At 64.6% G+C, this 15,593-nt stretch carries 10 protein-coding genes and 1 pseudogene; 6 read left to right on the top strand and 5 right to left on the bottom strand.

The annotated features are described in order from the left end of the window. The first annotated feature begins 24 nt into the window (after positions 1-24). Entirely contained in the window at positions 25-1,554 is a 1,530-nt protein-coding gene (locus tag MSIMFI_RS04330; RefSeq protein ID WP_191496271.1) for a class I adenylate-forming enzyme family protein, read from the top strand. After that, positions 1,551-1,847: a hypothetical protein gene (locus MSIMFI_RS04325; RefSeq protein ID WP_186241240.1), complete on the top strand. Its 297-nt coding sequence runs from the start codon at positions 1,551-1,553 to the stop codon at positions 1,845-1,847. The genes MSIMFI_RS04330 and MSIMFI_RS04325 overlap by 4 nt, the downstream gene beginning before the upstream one ends. Position 1,848: 1 nt before the next feature. On the opposite strand, the gene MSIMFI_RS04320 is transcribed toward MSIMFI_RS04325, so the two are convergent. The 3 genes from MSIMFI_RS04320 to MSIMFI_RS04310 form a co-directional block, all read right to left on the bottom strand. Next, positions 1,849-2,472: a TetR/AcrR family transcriptional regulator gene (locus MSIMFI_RS04320; RefSeq protein WP_191496270.1), complete on the bottom strand. Its 624-nt coding sequence runs from the start codon at positions 2,470-2,472 to the stop codon at positions 1,849-1,851. Positions 2,473-2,906: 434 nt separating this feature from the next. Then, the gene (locus MSIMFI_RS04315) at positions 2,907-4,376 is read right to left on the bottom strand and encodes an aldehyde dehydrogenase (RefSeq protein WP_191496269.1); all 1,470 of its coding nucleotides are present in this window, start codon (positions 4,374-4,376) and stop codon (positions 2,907-2,909) included. 44 nt (positions 4,377-4,420) lie between these two features. Then, positions 4,421-5,188: a class I SAM-dependent methyltransferase gene (locus MSIMFI_RS04310; protein WP_191498019.1), complete on the bottom strand. Its 768-nt coding sequence runs from the start codon at positions 5,186-5,188 to the stop codon at positions 4,421-4,423. A gap of 220 nt (positions 5,189-5,408) precedes the next feature. Between MSIMFI_RS04310 and MSIMFI_RS04305 the strand changes: the two genes are divergently transcribed. After that, positions 5,409-6,563 carry a glycosyltransferase family 4 protein gene (locus MSIMFI_RS04305; protein WP_191496268.1) on the top strand — a complete coding sequence of 385 codons (1,155 nt, stop codon included), beginning with the start codon at positions 5,409-5,411 and terminating at the stop codon, positions 6,561-6,563. 69 nt (positions 6,564-6,632) lie between these two features. On the opposite strand, the gene MSIMFI_RS04300 is transcribed toward MSIMFI_RS04305, so the two are convergent. Continuing rightward, entirely contained in the window at positions 6,633-8,309 is a 1,677-nt protein-coding gene (locus MSIMFI_RS04300) for a hypothetical protein (protein WP_191498018.1), read from the bottom strand. 16 nt (positions 8,310-8,325) lie between these two features. After that, on the bottom strand, positions 8,326-9,597 hold the full coding sequence (locus MSIMFI_RS04295; protein ID WP_191496267.1) for a DUF3068 domain-containing protein: 1,272 nt from the start codon (positions 9,595-9,597) through the stop codon (positions 8,326-8,328). Positions 9,598-9,774: 177 nt separating this feature from the next. Here MSIMFI_RS04295 and MSIMFI_RS04290 point away from each other — a divergent pair, with 177 nt between their 5' ends. The 3 genes and pseudogenes from MSIMFI_RS04290 to MSIMFI_RS04280 all read left to right on the top strand — a co-directional run. Next, complete coding sequence (locus MSIMFI_RS04290) at positions 9,775-10,938, top strand: acyltransferase family protein (protein ID WP_191496266.1); 1,164 nt, start codon at positions 9,775-9,777, stop codon at positions 10,936-10,938. 229 nt (positions 10,939-11,167) lie between these two features. Continuing rightward, positions 11,168-11,560: pseudogene (locus MSIMFI_RS04285) on the top strand (PE family protein); the annotation flags it as partial. Between the two features lie 926 nt (positions 11,561-12,486). Further along, positions 12,487-15,593 (top strand): type I polyketide synthase (locus MSIMFI_RS04280; protein ID WP_191496265.1); only part of this gene is annotated, 3,107 nt, incomplete at its 3' end.

The raw sequence follows: 15,593 nt of genomic DNA, 5'->3' as shown, positions 1-15,593 counted from the left end.
GGCCGAGATCCAGAAAGATCGAGGATGAGCGTTTCGTTGCTGCTCGAGATGGCTGCGTCTAGCAACCCGGATCGCACGGCGATTGTTTCTGGCGGGGCGTCCGAAGACGTACGCTGGACGACCCAGCAGCTCAGCGATCTCGCCGACGGCGGCGCGGGAGTTATCGCCGCAACGAATGCCCAGCACGTCGCCTACGTCGGCACTGGTGGTGCGATGCTGCCGCTGCTGGCTTTCGCCTCAGCACGCGCCGGGCTGGCCTTTACCCCGATCAATTACCGGCTATCCGGAGACGGAATCCAGGCACTGATCGAGCGGTTGCCGCAACCTCTTGTGATCGTCGACAACCGCTACCGGGAGATGCTCGGAGATGTCTTTGAGCGGGTAATCGATTCCGACGAATTCCTGGCGTCCGCTCGTAGCGCCGAGCCCACCTCGGTGTTCGCAGACCCGGACTCGGTGGCGGTTGTGTTGTTCACCTCGGGCACCACGGCGCAGCCCAAGGCCGTCGAACTCACCCACAACAACCTGACCAGCTATGTGACTGGCACCGTCGAATTCGATTCGGCCGCACCCACCGACGCCGCGCTGATCTGTGTGCCGCCGTACCACGTCGCCGGGATCGGGGCTGCGCTGTCGAACCTGTACGCCGGTCGCAAGATGGTTTATCTGCCGAACTTCGATGCCCACGAGTGGGTGCGACTGGCCAATGCCGAACAGGTCACCACCGCGACGGTGGTTCCCACCATGCTGGACCGCATCGTCACCGTGCTCGAGACCGGCGATTACAAGCTTTCGCATCTGCGGAACCTGGCCTACGGCGGTTCGAGGGTGGGTCTGCCACTGGTCCGCCGGGCGTTGGAATTGTTGCCGGATGTCGGCTTTGTCAACGCCTACGGCCTGACCGAAACGAGCTCAACGATCGCCGTGCTGACACCCGAGGACCACCGCGCGGCGCTATCGGCATCGGATGCCGCCAGCGCTAAGCGACTGGGATCGGTGGGACGGGCGGTGCCCGGTATCGAGTTGCAAATCCGTGACGACACAGGCGCGGTGCTGGGGCCGGGCCGCACCGGAGAGCTGTTTGTGCGGGGCGAGCAGGTCTCCGGCCGCTATACCGGAATCGGTTCGGTGCTCGACGAAAACGGTTGGTTTCCAACCAAGGACATCGCCACCCTGGACGAAGATGGCTATCTGTTTATCGGCGGACGCAGCGACGACACCATCATCCGCGGCGGTGAGAACATCGCGCCCGCCGAGCTGGAAGAGGTGCTGCTGGCGCACCCACACGTGCGCGACGTTGCCGTGGTTGGCGTCGACGATGCAAAGTGGGGTCAGGCGATTGTGGCCGTGGTGGTACCGGTTGCCGGTGTGGACCCCGACCCGGAGGAACTGCGCGAGCACGTCCGCAAGAGTTTGCGCGGGTCGCGTACCCCGGACCGGGTAGTGTTTCGCGACGAGCTGCCAACCACCGCGACCGGCAAGGTACTTCGCCGCGAGATCGTCGATGGCCTAGCTGGCGTAGCTGGCCAAGCGATGGAGGGAACAAGATCATGATCAAAAACGGAACCCGCCTCGCCAGCCAGGTGTGTGACACCCAGGTGATCGTCGTCCGAACCGCGGACACCCTCGACGATCTGCGATGCGGCGGTGCCCCGATGGTGGCATTTGGCGCCGAGCGTTCGGGCGAACTCGACCCAGCGTTTGCCGACGGCAGCGTGATGGGCAAGCGCTATGTCGACGAAAACGGTGCCGAAGTCCTGGTTACCAAGCCGGGTGCCGGAACGTTGAGCATCGGAGATACCAAACTGCAGCTCAAAGAGGTCAAGCCGCTGCCAGCCAGCGACTGACCTAATGCTTCGCGGGCAATCCATTCCGACGAACGAATTCCCTTGCCTTGATTAGGAATTCGAGCTGATCGCCAACTTGGCGTAGCGGGATTGCGCTGCGAGTCGAGCGGCACAGCACGATTGCGCCTTCCAGCGCGGAGATCGACATCACTGCCAGTGAAGCGGCGTCGGATTCGTCGAAGCCGTCGGCGATGAATGCACGGGTCAAGGCGGTACACCAGTGGCCCAAGATGATGCCGGCCTCCTCGGACAGCTCAAGCTCATCTTCGGCCGAGCCAATCGCGGCCGCCACCACGGGACAACCCGCGCTGAAGTCGCACTCGGTCAGCAGCCGTTCCCAGAACTCGACATATTCGCGTAGCAAGACTCGCGCACCCCGGTCGACGGCGGCATCAATGGTGGCGGTGATCGAATCGCCCGCGTATCGCAGCGCTTCGCTCAGGATCTGATTGCGTCCGTTGGGGAAGTGGTGGTACACCGAGCCGCGCGGGGCGCCGCTGCGTGCGAGCACCGCGTCGATGGTCACACCTGCGGCCCCGCGTTCGCGCATCACCTCGGCGGCGCTGATCAGCATCTTGTTGCGGGTGCCGCTGCGCTTCGTCGCAGCTGGGTTAGCTGGTGTCATGCCGCGTGCTGGTGGCCGTGTGAGTGACGAAGCGCGGGCCAGTGCAAGTCGCGCGGGCTGAACCGGAACCGCCGTCGCGGCAAGTCGGGCATCTGGCGAGTGAATCGAAGGCCGGCGACGTTGAGCTCGATGATCCACATGGTTCCTCCCGGCATGTGTGTCGCACTCATGCGCCGGGGCCACCGGCCCATGAATATGCCAAGCAGCATATAAAACGCCTGTCGGGTAAGTAACCACTTGTCGCTAACCCGTGATAATTGACCTCAAGCTTGTGGCTACGTCTCCTGATCCCAAGCTATATGTTCTATTGCATAGTTAATATTTCTCCCGTTCACTCTGCCCCTGACTAGCACTTCTACGGTGTCGCTCGAGCGCGACGGGCGCGCCGTGCTAATCGGCCTGAACCGGTCCCAAGGTCGCTAATTGCGCTCTAGCTACTCGACGGTGTAGCCCATCGGCATCAGCACGCTCTTCTGCTGGGTAAAGTGCTCGACGCCTTCGGGCCCGTTCTCCCGGCCGATCCCCGAGTTCTTGTAACCGCCGAACGGACAGCCCGGATCGAATGCGTACCAATTGATTCCGTATGTGCCGGTGCGAATCTTCTCCGAGATCCCAATGCCCTTCGGGATATCGGTGGTCCACACGCTGCCGGCGAGCCCATACACCGAGTCGTTCGCGATCTTGATCGCGTCCTCCTCGGTGTCATAGGGAATGATGCTCAGCACCGGCCCGAAGATCTCCTCCTGGGCGATTGTCATCTTGTTGTCGACGTCGGCAAAGACGGTGGGCTGCACGAAGAATCCGTTGTCTAGACCATCGGGTCTGCCGCCACCGCACACCAGCCGAGCGCCCTCGTCGATGCCCTTGGCGATGTAGCCCTCGACGCGCGTCCGCTGCTTTTCCGAGATCAGCGGCCCGACCTGTACGGCCGGATCGGACGGCAGCCCAACCGGCAGCGCCTGTACGAAATTGCTTACCGCTTCCACGATTTCGTCGTAACGCGTGCGTGGTGCCAGGATGCGCGTCTGGTTCACGCAGCCCTGCCCGGCGTTCATCACGCCGGAGAACACCATCATCGGGATCGCGGCGACAAGGTCGACATCCTCGAGGATGATGGCCGCCGACTTGCCGCCGAGCTCCAAGGTGCACGGCTTGAGCAGGTCGGCGGCGCGCTTGCCTACCTCCTTGCCGACGGCGGAACTGCCGGTGAAGGTGAACATGTCGACGTCGGGGTTTGCCGTGAGCGCTCGTCCGGTCTCCACATCGCCCGGTACCACCGACAGCACGCCCTCGGGTAGGCCTGCTTCGGCGAACACTTCAGCCAAAGCGTTTGCGCTCAAAGGTGTTTCGGCGGCTGGCTTTAGCACCACCGTGCAGCCGGCCAGCAGTGCCGGACCCAGCTTGTTGACCGCTAGGAACAGCGGCACGTTCCATGCGATGATCGCGCCCACGACGCCGACCGGCTCGCGGTGCACGATGGTCTGCCCATAGGAGCCGTTGCGGGTCTCCTTCCACTTGACTTGGTCGACAGCCCCGGTGGCGAAGAAGTTCAGCGCCCCCATCGAACCCATCCAGTGCATCGTCTCGATGATGGTCGGTGGCTGACCGGTCTCGGCGGCGAGCAGGCTCGTGAACAGGTCCTTGCGGTCCTCCATCAACTTGACCGCGGCGGCGATGACGGCGGCGCGCTCTTTCGGTGGCGTCGAGGGCCAGGGGCCGTTGTCGAATGCTTCGCGGGCCGCGGCGACCGCGGCGTCAACGTCGGCCGCCGCCGCCAGCGGCACCTTGCCGACGTACTCGCCGGTGGCTGGGCAATGCACCTCGATGACTTCCGAGGTCGACGGCTCCGTCCACTTGCCGCCGATGAAAAGCTTGTCGTACTCCGTTGTCTGACTGTGGCTCATGGCGCCACCCTACCCAAGCCGAAGCAAAACGAGAACATGTTCCATTATTGGGGACGGAGCACCAGCACCAGATTGCTCACCAGGAACTCGCGCAGCATTGGAACGTACGTCAGCCACCATGCCCATCGTGGGTGGTAGCGGGGAAATGCGGCGATGGCCGCTCCGGTGCTCACGGCCCAGTTCAGACCTTCGGAGGCGGACACCGCAAACAACGACGACCCGTAGTTGTTTTTTGCCGGATGGCCGTGTTTGCGGGCATAGCGCGCGGCGGCGCGGGCGCCACCGAGGTAGTGGCTCAGACCCATCTCGTGTCCACCGAATGGGCCCAGCCAGACGGTGTACGACAGCACCGCCAGGCCGCCCGGCTTGGTAACCCGGAGCATCTCGTTGCCGAGTTGCCAGGGCCGCGGCACGTGCTCGGCGACGTTGGATGACAAGCAGATATCGACGGAGTTGTCGGCGAAGGGCAGGGCCATGCCCGAAGCCCGGACGAACGTGGCCGGCTCATGAGCGAAACCAGCTGCGGCCGAATGCATTTCATTAGGGTCCGGTTCGACGCCGATGTAGCGGACTTTCGCCTCGGCAAATGCCGAGGCGAAGTACCCGGGTCCGCCACCGACGTCGAGCAGCGTGCGGCCCACTGGCGGCTCGCCGTGGCTGGCCAGCCACAGGTCGCCGACCATCGCCACCGTGTCGGTCGCCAGCGCGCGGTAGAACCGTGCCGGGTCCGGCTGCTCGTATCGGAACTCTGACAACAGCCGAACCGAGCGCCGCAGTGTCGCTCGCCGCGCGAAAATATCGGTTATCACCAGGTGTTGCCCCCTGGGGGCACGTGCCACTCCCTCCGATCGGCTGGTCGCGTGGCCACATTTGCCACATAAGTCCCTGCGTCATGAGGCACCCGCTAGGAGGTAGGCACAACGAACGTGCCTACCGCCAGAGGCCAGTGTGGCGCATGTGACGAGATCCCGTGCTGGTCGGGGATCCGGCGGCCCAGCTCGCCCTGCCCGCACCAGGCTAAGCTAGCGACCGATGTCTGCCCTGCGCTCCGTCCTCCTGCTGTGCTGGCGCGACACGGGTCACCCCCAGGGCGGTGGCAGCGAAACGTACTTGCAGCGCATCGGCTCCCGGCTCGCGGCATCAGGCATTGACGTCACGCTGCGTACCGCTCGTTATCCCGGCGCTCCGCGCCAAGAAATGGTCGACGGTGTTCGGATCAGCCGTGCCGGCGGGCGCTACTCGGTATACATCTGGGCGTTGCTGGCGATGGCCCTCGCGAAACTACGCCTTGGACCGCTGCGCCGAGTCCGCCCTGACATCGTCGTCGATACCCAGAACGGCCTGCCGTTTCTCGCCCGGCTTCTGTATGGCCGGCGCGCGGTTGTGCTGGTCCACCACTGTCATCGCGAGCAGTGGCCGGTGGCCGGTCCGGTGATTTCCAAGCTGGGCTGGTACGTCGAGTCGACGCTGTCGCCGTGGCTGCACCGGCGCAACCAGTACGTAACGGTGTCGCTGCCGTCGGCACGGGATCTGGTCGCTCTCGGTGTCGACCACCAGCGGATCGCGCTAGTACGGAACGGCCTCGACGAGGCGCCGGCAGCATCCTTGTCCGCCTCCCGCGCCGACGCACCGCGAGTCGTGGTGCTGTCCCGGCTGGTACCCCACAAGCAGATTGAGGACGCGCTGGATGCAGTCGCGCAGCTGCGGCCACAAGTCCCGGGTTTGCACCTCGACATCGTCGGCGGCGGGTGGTGGCGACAGCGGCTCGTTGACCGCGTGCACCAGCTCGGCATTTCCGACGCCGTGACCTTCCACGGCCATGTCGACGATGTGACGAAACACCATGTGCTGCAAAGCTCGTGGGTGCACCTGCTGCCCTCCCGCAAGGAGGGATGGGGTCTCGCGGTGGTCGAGGCGGCCCAGCACAAGGTGCCCACCATTGGGTACCGGTCCTCGGGCGGTCTGTCCGACTCGATCATCGACGGGGTGACCGGCATGTTGGTTGACAGCCGCGCCGAGCTGGTGGATCGACTCGAACAACTGCTGTCCGACCCGGTGCTGCGTGATCAGCTTGGCGCCAAGGCTCAAGCACGCAGCGTCGAATTCTCGTGGCAACAAAGCGCCGATGCACTGCGCATCGTTCTGGAAGAGGTCCAGGCGGGCAACCGTGTCAGCGGCATGATCTGACTAACCGCGCGCCGCGCACCTCCAGACTCAACCCTTGGCGACGCCCGCCGGCGTGTCTTGTGCGTGGTGTCAATGTCGGCGCGCCCAACAGCACGCCGAGCCGAATGCCCCGACAACCAGCAAAGCCAGCCACGCCAGGTGTGCGAGCATCACCGCTCGCAGGTGGGCGGCAGGCGCACCGCCCGTCTGGCCCCCAATCCGGTAAACAGCGATTTCGTCGTCACGAAAGGCCGGCGTCAGCCCGGCGACGGTGCGTGCGCCGGCACCCATGTCGCCGGCGCTATCTGATTCGACAACCAGCCACGCCACGCCGGCAGAGGCCAGCACGGACGGATCGGGCCCGGTCAGCAGCAACTCCTGTATAGCTCGCGCGTGCACGCCCTCCCCGGGAACTGTGACACCGGAAATGACCAGGTCACCGGTGGTCAGCACGTCGGCGCGCACCCAACGGGGCAGCGGATCGAGTACGGGAGCCGGGCCGGACCAGGAAAAGCGGCGCATGGTGCCGGCGGGCAGCACCGCGACGGTCCCAGGTGCGGCGTTGATCGCCGACGCCACCGCGGCCCACCCGGACGGGTACCGCACCGGCGCAACCTTGCCCCCAACGCCCCAGGCCAGATCGGGCAACGCCAGGATCAGCGCCAGGCTGCAGATCAACGCCGTCACCGCCGCAGGCAGCCACCGTCGCAGCGTCACCACCGCGCCCGCGCCGGCCAGCGCATATCCGGGCATGGCCAGCGCCACCCATTTTTGACCGTCGCGTAGCACCCCCAAGCCCGGCGCGGCGTCAACCACCGCGCGCAGCGCGTGCAGGCCCGGGTCGGTCGCCAAGACCGTGGGCACCAATACCGAAGCCGCCGCCAGCACCAATAACGGCACCACGGCCGGCCGGCGCACCACTGCCGGTACTCCGGCCGCCACCACACCAAGTAACACCGCGGCCGACAACAACGCGAAAAGAGTTGTCCGCGAGCCGGGTACGGCCTCACCGTTCCAGATGCCACCAAGGCTGGCCAAACTAACGAATGTGCCCAGGCCTGGCTCGGCGCGAGGCGCGAACGCGGTAACGCCGAGCAGGTTCGCCGGAGTATGGCTGGTCAACGACGAGCCCACCACCGACGCCGTCAACCAAGGCAGCGCACCGACCGTCGCAAAGCCCAATGCCGTTGCGGCACACATCCAACGCGGCCGGCCCGCACCGGGTGCGATCACGCATACCAGCGCAACGGTTGCGGCCAGCATCAACCCGGTAGGGGTCAACCCGGCCAGCGCGGTCCAGCAGGCCAGTCCAAAGAACCGCCCGGCTCCACCCGACGAACGGAGCCCGAGCATCGTAGTCGCCACCCAAGGCAGGCAGCCGTAGCCGACCAACAGACTCCAATGGCCCTGCAGTAGCCGTTCGGCGACATAGGGATTCCAGACGGCCAGCGTGCCCGCGACCAACTGACCACCGACCCCCGCCTCCGGCAGCGCGGTGTCGACCAGTACGGCCGCGCCCCACCCCGCCAGCCACAGGCCCAGGATTAGCAACGCCTTCACCACGATTCCGCCGTCGACCAGATGCGAGGCGAGCGCTATCGCGAAATCCTGCGGCGTGGCCCGCGGCGCAGCCGACAACCCCAGGGCACTTTCGGACAGATACGACCGGGGGGTGGACACAGCATCGCGCAGCAGCAGGTACCCAGGCTTCAGCAGCGGCGCAACAACTAACAGCGCCAACCCCAACGCGAACCCTGGCCGGGCCATGCTGGCCCGCATCGAGCTAGGCCTGTTCGGGTGGTTCTGGAGGTCCCGACTCCGCCTGCGGCTTGGAGTCCGGCGGCAGATCGGCGCTGGGCGAACCCGGCTCCTTCGGCGCATCCGGGCGCTGCGTAGGCAGCTTCTCGGTCTCGGCTTCCGCCCCGGGTACCGGTGGCTCCAGCCCCGCTCGTCGTAGGAAATCGGTATCGTCGCGGTCCAGGCCGGGGTCGGTCAACGCACTCTCGGTCCGAAGGCTGAACGAGGCAAGCACCGCGCCGCCAATCAGCGCGATCAAGCCGGTCGCGGTGAACGTGATCGGCAGTACTCGCGACCACAGCGCCAGTCGGTCGCGCTCGTCGCGAGCCGCATTGACCTGGGACTCGATCGTCTCTTCGGTGGAAGTGACCTTGTAGTCGGCCAGCGTCACCTCGGGCTTGAGCGCGTCGCGGGCGAAATAGTGATTGGCGTGTTCGGTTTCCTTGACGATGGTTCCCGACACCGGGTCCACCCAGAATGTTCGCTGCGCGGCGTAATAACGGGTCATGGTGATCTGTTCGTTCGGCTCACCGGGAACTCCCCACATCGCCGCTGACGTGGTTACCTTGCCGTCCTCATCCCCGGCGTACAGCGACGGGTACCGGATGGGAGCCACCAACTTGCCCTCGGAGTTGTAGCCGACGGTCTGGGAGAACCGGTACGTGGTTAGGCCGTTGACGTCCTCTTCGCCTTCATAGTTGGCGTCAAATGCCTTCTGCGCGATCGGGTCGAAATATGGATATGACTTCTTCTCGGTGTGGAACGGGAAGCGATAGGCCAGCCCGTCGTGTCGCAACGGGATTGCGGTCGGCGGACTCTCGTCGTTGATGCCTCGCGGCTTCTGGACCGCGCCGCCGGTGTGCGTGTCGTCCGAAACGGCCATCGCCGTCTTCCGGTTAAGGGTGACGGTGTCGACGATTGCCAGCAGCAGGCCGGTGTCCTTCTGCTTATCGGTGCGCCGGACCGAGGTTCCCACCTGCAGCGTTACCACATCGGCATTGGCCGGGGATTCGACGCTGAACTGCTGTTGCGACACCAGCGGCACATTCTGGTTGGTGACGACGTGATCACCGGACAGCGACGCCGAGTCAAGTGCCGACCCGGTGCCCTCGCTTATCAGCGTGGCGTCGATATCGAGCGGGATTTTGGTGATCCTGCTGCTGGTATAGGTCGATAGCAGCAGCGCGGCGATCAGCAAGGCGGCTCCGAGCCCGATCGTTCCGCATGCGGCGAATCGCAACATGACTGCTCGGTTCACGTGCGCGGCTCCTCCTCATCGCTTCGCTCTGCATCGTCGCCGGCGGGGGTCACGTTGCTCCGACCTGACCAAGCAGTGTGGCAGAACCCGTTTGACCCTAACAGCAGAACGTAGCGGCCTGGCGGACGAACCTTTCGGGCATACCCAATTCGGCCGACAACACATGCCAGGCAAACTGTGATCGTGACCGACGCCCAGCAGGTAGGTGGTACCCGCAGCTTCTTGCCCGCGGTAGAGGGCATGCGCGCCTGCGCGGCTATGGGTGTGGTGGTCACACATGTCGCGTTCCAGACCGGGCACTCCAGCGGCGTGACGGGCCGGCTGTTCGGCCGCTTCGATCTAGCCGTGGCAGTGTTCTTTGCGTTGTCGGGTTTCCTGTTGTGGCGCGGACACGCCGCGGCGGCACGAGGATTTGGGACGCGTCCGCAGACCGGCCACTATTTGCGCTCGCGGGTAGTTCGGATCATGCCAGCCTATCTCGCGGCGGTGTTCGTGATCCTCAGTTTGTTGCCCGATGCCGACCACGCCAGCCTGACCGTGTGGTTGGCCAACCTGACGCTCACTCAGATCTACGTGCCGCTTACTCTGACCGGCGGCCTGACCCAGATGTGGAGCCTGTCCGTGGAGGTCAGCTTCTACCTGGCGCTGCCAGTTTTCGCGTTGCTGGCCCGACGGCTCCCGGTGCCCGCCCGCGTACCGGTGATCGCCGCCGTCGGCGCCCTCAGCTGGGCGTGGGCCTGGATCCCGCTGCACGGCGGCCCGGGAGCCAACCCAATGACCTGGCCGCCGGCATTCTTCTCCTGGTTCGCCGCGGGAATGTTGTTGGCGGAGTGGGCTTATCACCCGATTGGGTGGCCGCACCGGTGGGCGCGTCGCCGGGTGCCGATGGCCGTCATCGCGGTACTGGCCTATCTGGTGGCGGCCTCGCCGGTGGCCGGTCCGGCGGGCCTGGTCCAGGGCACGTCTGCGCAGTTCGCGGTGAAGACCGCGATGGGTGCGCTGCTGGCGTTCGCGCTGGTTGCGCCGCTGGTGCTGGATCGGCCCGATACACCGCACCGCCTGCTGGGCAGCACCGGCATGGTGACGCTGGGGCGCTGGTCCTATGGCCTTTTCATCTGGCACTTGGCGGCCCTTGACATGGTGTTCCCGGTGGTCGGAATCTTCCCGTTTACCGGGCACATGCCGACGGTGTTGGTGTTTACGCTGATCTTCGGCTGGGCGATTGCCGCGGTGAGCTATGCGCTTGTCGAGTCGCCCTGCCGGGAAGCGTTGCGCCGCTGGGAGAAACGCGAGAAGTCGCCCGAGCCGCAGGACCGCGAGGCCGATGCCATCGCGCCGTAGCGCCTTCAGTGTCGTCGTTGACAACACGCCGCCGCTTGTTCAAATGCGTTAAAAACGCTGGTCAACCGGTTCTTACAGGCTCTAGGCTCTGGACGCAGGTAGGTTTTCTACCGGTTCGGGCGGGTTAAGAGGAGTGTCGATGTCCTTCGTGTTGGTAGTTACCGAATCGGTGGAGTCGGCAGTCAGCGAGCTGGGTCGGATCGGGACGTCGTAAGGCGCTGCGAGCGCCGCGGCAGCGGCACCTACGACCCAGCTGATCGCTGCCGCCGAGGATGAGGTGTCGGCGGCGATCGCGGCATTGTTCTCTGAGCAAGCCCAGCAATTCCAAGCGGTCAACGGACAGATCGCCGTGTTCCACGACCGGTTTGTGCAGGGCTTGCGAAGTGCCGGGGGCGCCTATGCGGTTGCCGAGGCAGCCAACGCATCACCCCTGCAGGTCCTCGAGCGAGCCGTGTTGGAGGTTATCAATGCGCACCGACTTGTCGCATTCCGCTTACCAGGACGAGCGCTGATTTGGGGTTCCGGCCGACGAGATCCGCGATTCAGGATGTTTGCCAGGGCCCGATCTGCAGGCCACCGTTCGGGAATAGCTCAGCGCATGCAATACCTGATCCCAACCTGAAGGGTGAACGCCCACCATAGAATTAAGTGCCGCCATCTCTGCCTGCGGGGTGTAAAACTCGAGCACGTACCTAACGCGAATTGCAACCGCCGCTGCGGGATTTGCATGAGCCTAGCCAGCTTGCCCGTTTCGCGACTCTGACATGGAACACCGAACGTGGTTCGCAACCATCTTGACTTCGCGCATACGCTGCGTGGCGGCGGCGGGCAACGGCTGAGATAGAAGGCGCTGTCTTCGCTCGGCCGGGCCGGCTGCTGAGGCTGCGTTGCCATTGCCATTGCGCTTGCCCGAGTTTGGGGGCCGGCGTTGTCGATCCTGAGACGAAACTATGCACTAGATTCACCCGTTTCGCGCACACACTTTGCGTGATGCTGCCGCATCTTGTGCGCGCTGCCGCACTGAGGTAGATTGATTATCTGTCATACACATGACGAATAATTGTCATACCTCACCGAGTGATGATGCGCGACCCAAGGCGGAAAAGCGGTCGGGCAGGACTCCAATTCGCCGTTCGCGCGGGAGCTGTTTTCGCTCCCCTGCATCGGGTTTGTGGTCACACCTGACGACGTGCGCACGAAAGGCGGGATCCTCAGATTTTGGGAGCGCTGGTGACTGGCTGTGTTGCCTGAGAGAGGAGTGATTGACGGTTGCGATGCCGGATTGCAGTTTGGCCGATAGTCGCTAAACGGCATAACCGATGAGCGAAACTAGGCGCTTATTCTCAGGTTAGTTTGGTTGTGAACATCGGTGTTGGGCGCTTAGCTCACAACTACTCAATAGTAGGTGTGCTGCGCTCTGCTCTACCAATAATTTGAGCTTAATTATTGCGTGATTTGTTCGCTATGAGGTTGGGCGCTGGCGAATTGTGTTGGGTCGAACGGCGCGGATGCTGAACGCGATTCTCGGAAGATTAGGTGGGTTAATTTATGAGCGCTGACATGGGAATTGCTGTTGTCGGGTTGTCGTGTCGGGTGCCGGGGGCGGCGGGGGCGGGCGAATTTTGGCGGTTGATCAGTCAGGGTGGCTGCAGTGCGGGCGCGCAAGTACCGCAGCGGTGGGGTTTGGGAGATGTCGAGGGTGAGAGTGGGTTGGGGTTTGGTGCGGTGCTGGGTGAGGCGTTGGGTTTTGATGCGCCGTTTTTCGGGATTTCTGATGGTGAGGCAGAGCGGATGGATCCTCATCAGCGGCTGGCGTTGGAGTTGGTGTGGGCTGCGGTGGAGGATGCCGGGGCTGTGGTGGAGAAGTTGGCTGGCCGTTCGGTTGGGGTGTTTGTGGGGGCGATGCGTGATGATTTCGCGTCGTTGATTTCGGGACGGGTGGCTGCCGGGGTGCGCAGCGTGGTGGGGTCGTTGCGGTCGGTTATTGCGGGGCGGGTGTCGCACTTTTTCGGGTTTAACGGCCCGAGTTTGGTTGTCGATACCGGTCAGTCGTCATCGTTGGCGGCAATCGCGTTGGCGGTGGACAGTCTGCGCCGGGGTGACTGTGCGGTGGCGGTTGCCGGTGGGGTGCACCTGAACTTGGACCCGTATGCGGGGGTTGCGATCTCGCAGTTGGGAGTGTTGTCGGCTGACGGGGTGTGTCGTCCATTTGATCGGACGGCGAATGGATATGTGCGCGGGGAGGGTGGGGGTTTTGTTGTCCTGAAAAGGGTTTCCGATGCGCTGGCGGATGGCGATCGGATCTATTGCCAGATTCTTGATGGGGCGGTGATCAATGAGGGGGCGCGGGCGGGGTTGACCGCGCCGTCGGCGGAGGGCCATCAGCGGTTGCTGCAGGCGGCGTTGGCTGGTGCGGGAGTGGGGCCCGATCAGGTGCAGTACATCGAGGCGCATGGCACGGGGACGCCGGTGGGTGATCGCACCGAGGCCCAGTCGTTGGTGTCGGTGTTTGGTGGTGGGCATCAGGGTGATCAGCCGCTGTTGATTGGGTCGGTGAAGGCCAATGTGGGGCATTTGGAGGCCGCTGCAGGCGTGATCGGGTTGATCAAGGTGGCTTTGGCAGTGGCGCACCGGGAGTTGCCGGGCAGTTTGAATTGTGGTGCCCCACTTGAGGTGTTGGGTCCGGAGTCGGGGGTGCAGGTCATCTCGGCGACCGGGTCGTGGCCCGTGCCGCAGCGGCCGTTGTTGGCGGGGGTGTCCTCGTTCGGGATAAGCGGCACCAACGCGCATCTGATTGTGGGTCAGGCCCCGGCGTCGGCGGTGCCGGCGGTGCCGGGGGCGCCCGTGACCGCGTCGGGGTCGGGGGCTCCGCTGGTGGGGGTATGGCCCGTCTCGGGGCGCACACGAGCAGCGGTGGCGGCCGCGGCGGCGCGGCTGGTGGGGTACTTGGGTGAGCATCCCGAGGTTGATTTGGGGGATCTGGCTTACAGTTTGGGCGCTACGCGGCGGCATCATTGCTGGCGGGCTGCGGTCGCGGTGGGTGGTGATGCCCAGGATGCCCGGGGGCAGCTGGTGCAGGCGCTACGGGCCCTTGCTGCAGGTGAACCTTATCCGCGGCTCGTGGAGCCACACTGTGTGGATTCGGCGGGCGGGCAGACGGGGTTCGTCTTCCCCGGACAGGGGGCCCAGTACCTGGGGATGGGTCAGCGGTTGTATCAGCAGCATCGGGTGTTTGCTGCCGCGGTGGATGACTGTGATGAGGTAATGCGGCCGTGGACCGGGTGGTCGGTGCGGGATGCGTTGTGTCACGGGCCTGGGGCGGCATCCTTGGATCGGGTGGATGTCGTACAGCCGGTGCTGTTTTCGGTGATGGTCGCCTTGGCGCGGGTGTTGGGCTCTTACGGGGTGGTCCCCGATGCGGTGATCGGGCATTCGCAGGGAGAGATCGCCGCGGCTCATGTCGCTGGGGTGTTTTCGTTATCTGATGCCGCCAAGATTGTTGCGCTGCGCAGTCAAGCGGTTGGGGGCATGGCCGGCCAAGGGGCGATGGCTTCGGTGTTGATGCCGGCACCGCAGGTGGCCGCCCGCGTGCAGTCATGGGGTGACGCGTTGAGCGTCGGCGCGGTCAACGGCCCCTCGTCCACCATTGTCAGTGGTGGTCGGCTGGCTGTGGAACAGTTTGCCGAGAGCTGCGAGCGTGACGGTGTGCGGGTGCGCGTTTTGGCGGTCGATTATGCATCGCATTCGGTGCAGGTGCAGGGGCTGCGTGAGCGACTAATTGCCGATCTGGGCGGGCTGGATCCGCAGGCGTCAGGTATCCGGCTGTATTCAACGGTCGATGGTGTGTTCTCGGGCCAGCCGTTAGATACCACCACCATGGACGGCGAGTATTGGTATCGCAATCTGCGTGAACCGGTGCGCTTTTATGATGCCCTCACCGCCGCGCTGGCTCACGGCGAGTCCGTGATTGTAGAGCTGTCTCCACATCCTGTGTTGACCCCGGCGATCACCGAGACCTTAGTGCACAGTGAGCGTGGCGACTCGGCGGTGATTCCTACGTTGTATCGGGATCGCCCGGATTTGGATGCGCTGGCCGCGACGTTGGGTCGGCTGCATACCCATGGGCGGAGCCTTTCGTGGCGGGGGCTGTGTCCCCAGGCACGCCGGGTGGGTTTGCCGACTTACCCGTTTGAGCACCGCACTTATTGGCTGGCGCCGGCCGGGGATGGTGTTGGCGGCGAGACGGGGGATGGCCTGTCGCCGGTGGTCGGTGAGCTAGGCGGTGAGGCTGCTGCGCCTGACGTTGGCGGTTGGGCGGGGCGATTGGCCGCTCAACCCCTCGAGCAGCGGTTGAACACGTTGGCCGCAATGGTAACCGCGGCGACGGCGGCGTTATTACGTGATGGCGATAGGGCTGGGGTGGAGGCCCAGCGCCCATTTCAAGACCTGGGTCTCGATTCGGTCAGTGGGCTGGACCTGCGTAACAGTTTGAGCCACCAAACGGGGCTGCAGTTGCCGGCCACGTTGATATTTGACTACCCCACCCCGGCGGCGGTGGCCGGGTATATGGCGGATTTGGTGGGCCAGACGACGGTGCCGGTGCGGCAGGCTACGCGGGCGGCGCGTACGGATGAGCCGGTGGCGGTGGTGGGGAT

It is taken from the genome of Mycobacterium simulans, assembly GCF_900232995.1.
GTDB lineage: Bacteria > Actinomycetota > Actinomycetes > Mycobacteriales > Mycobacteriaceae > Mycobacterium > Mycobacterium simulans.
Note: the sequence above shows the minus strand (reverse complement) of the source record. Positions and strands in the feature narration are given on the sequence as shown.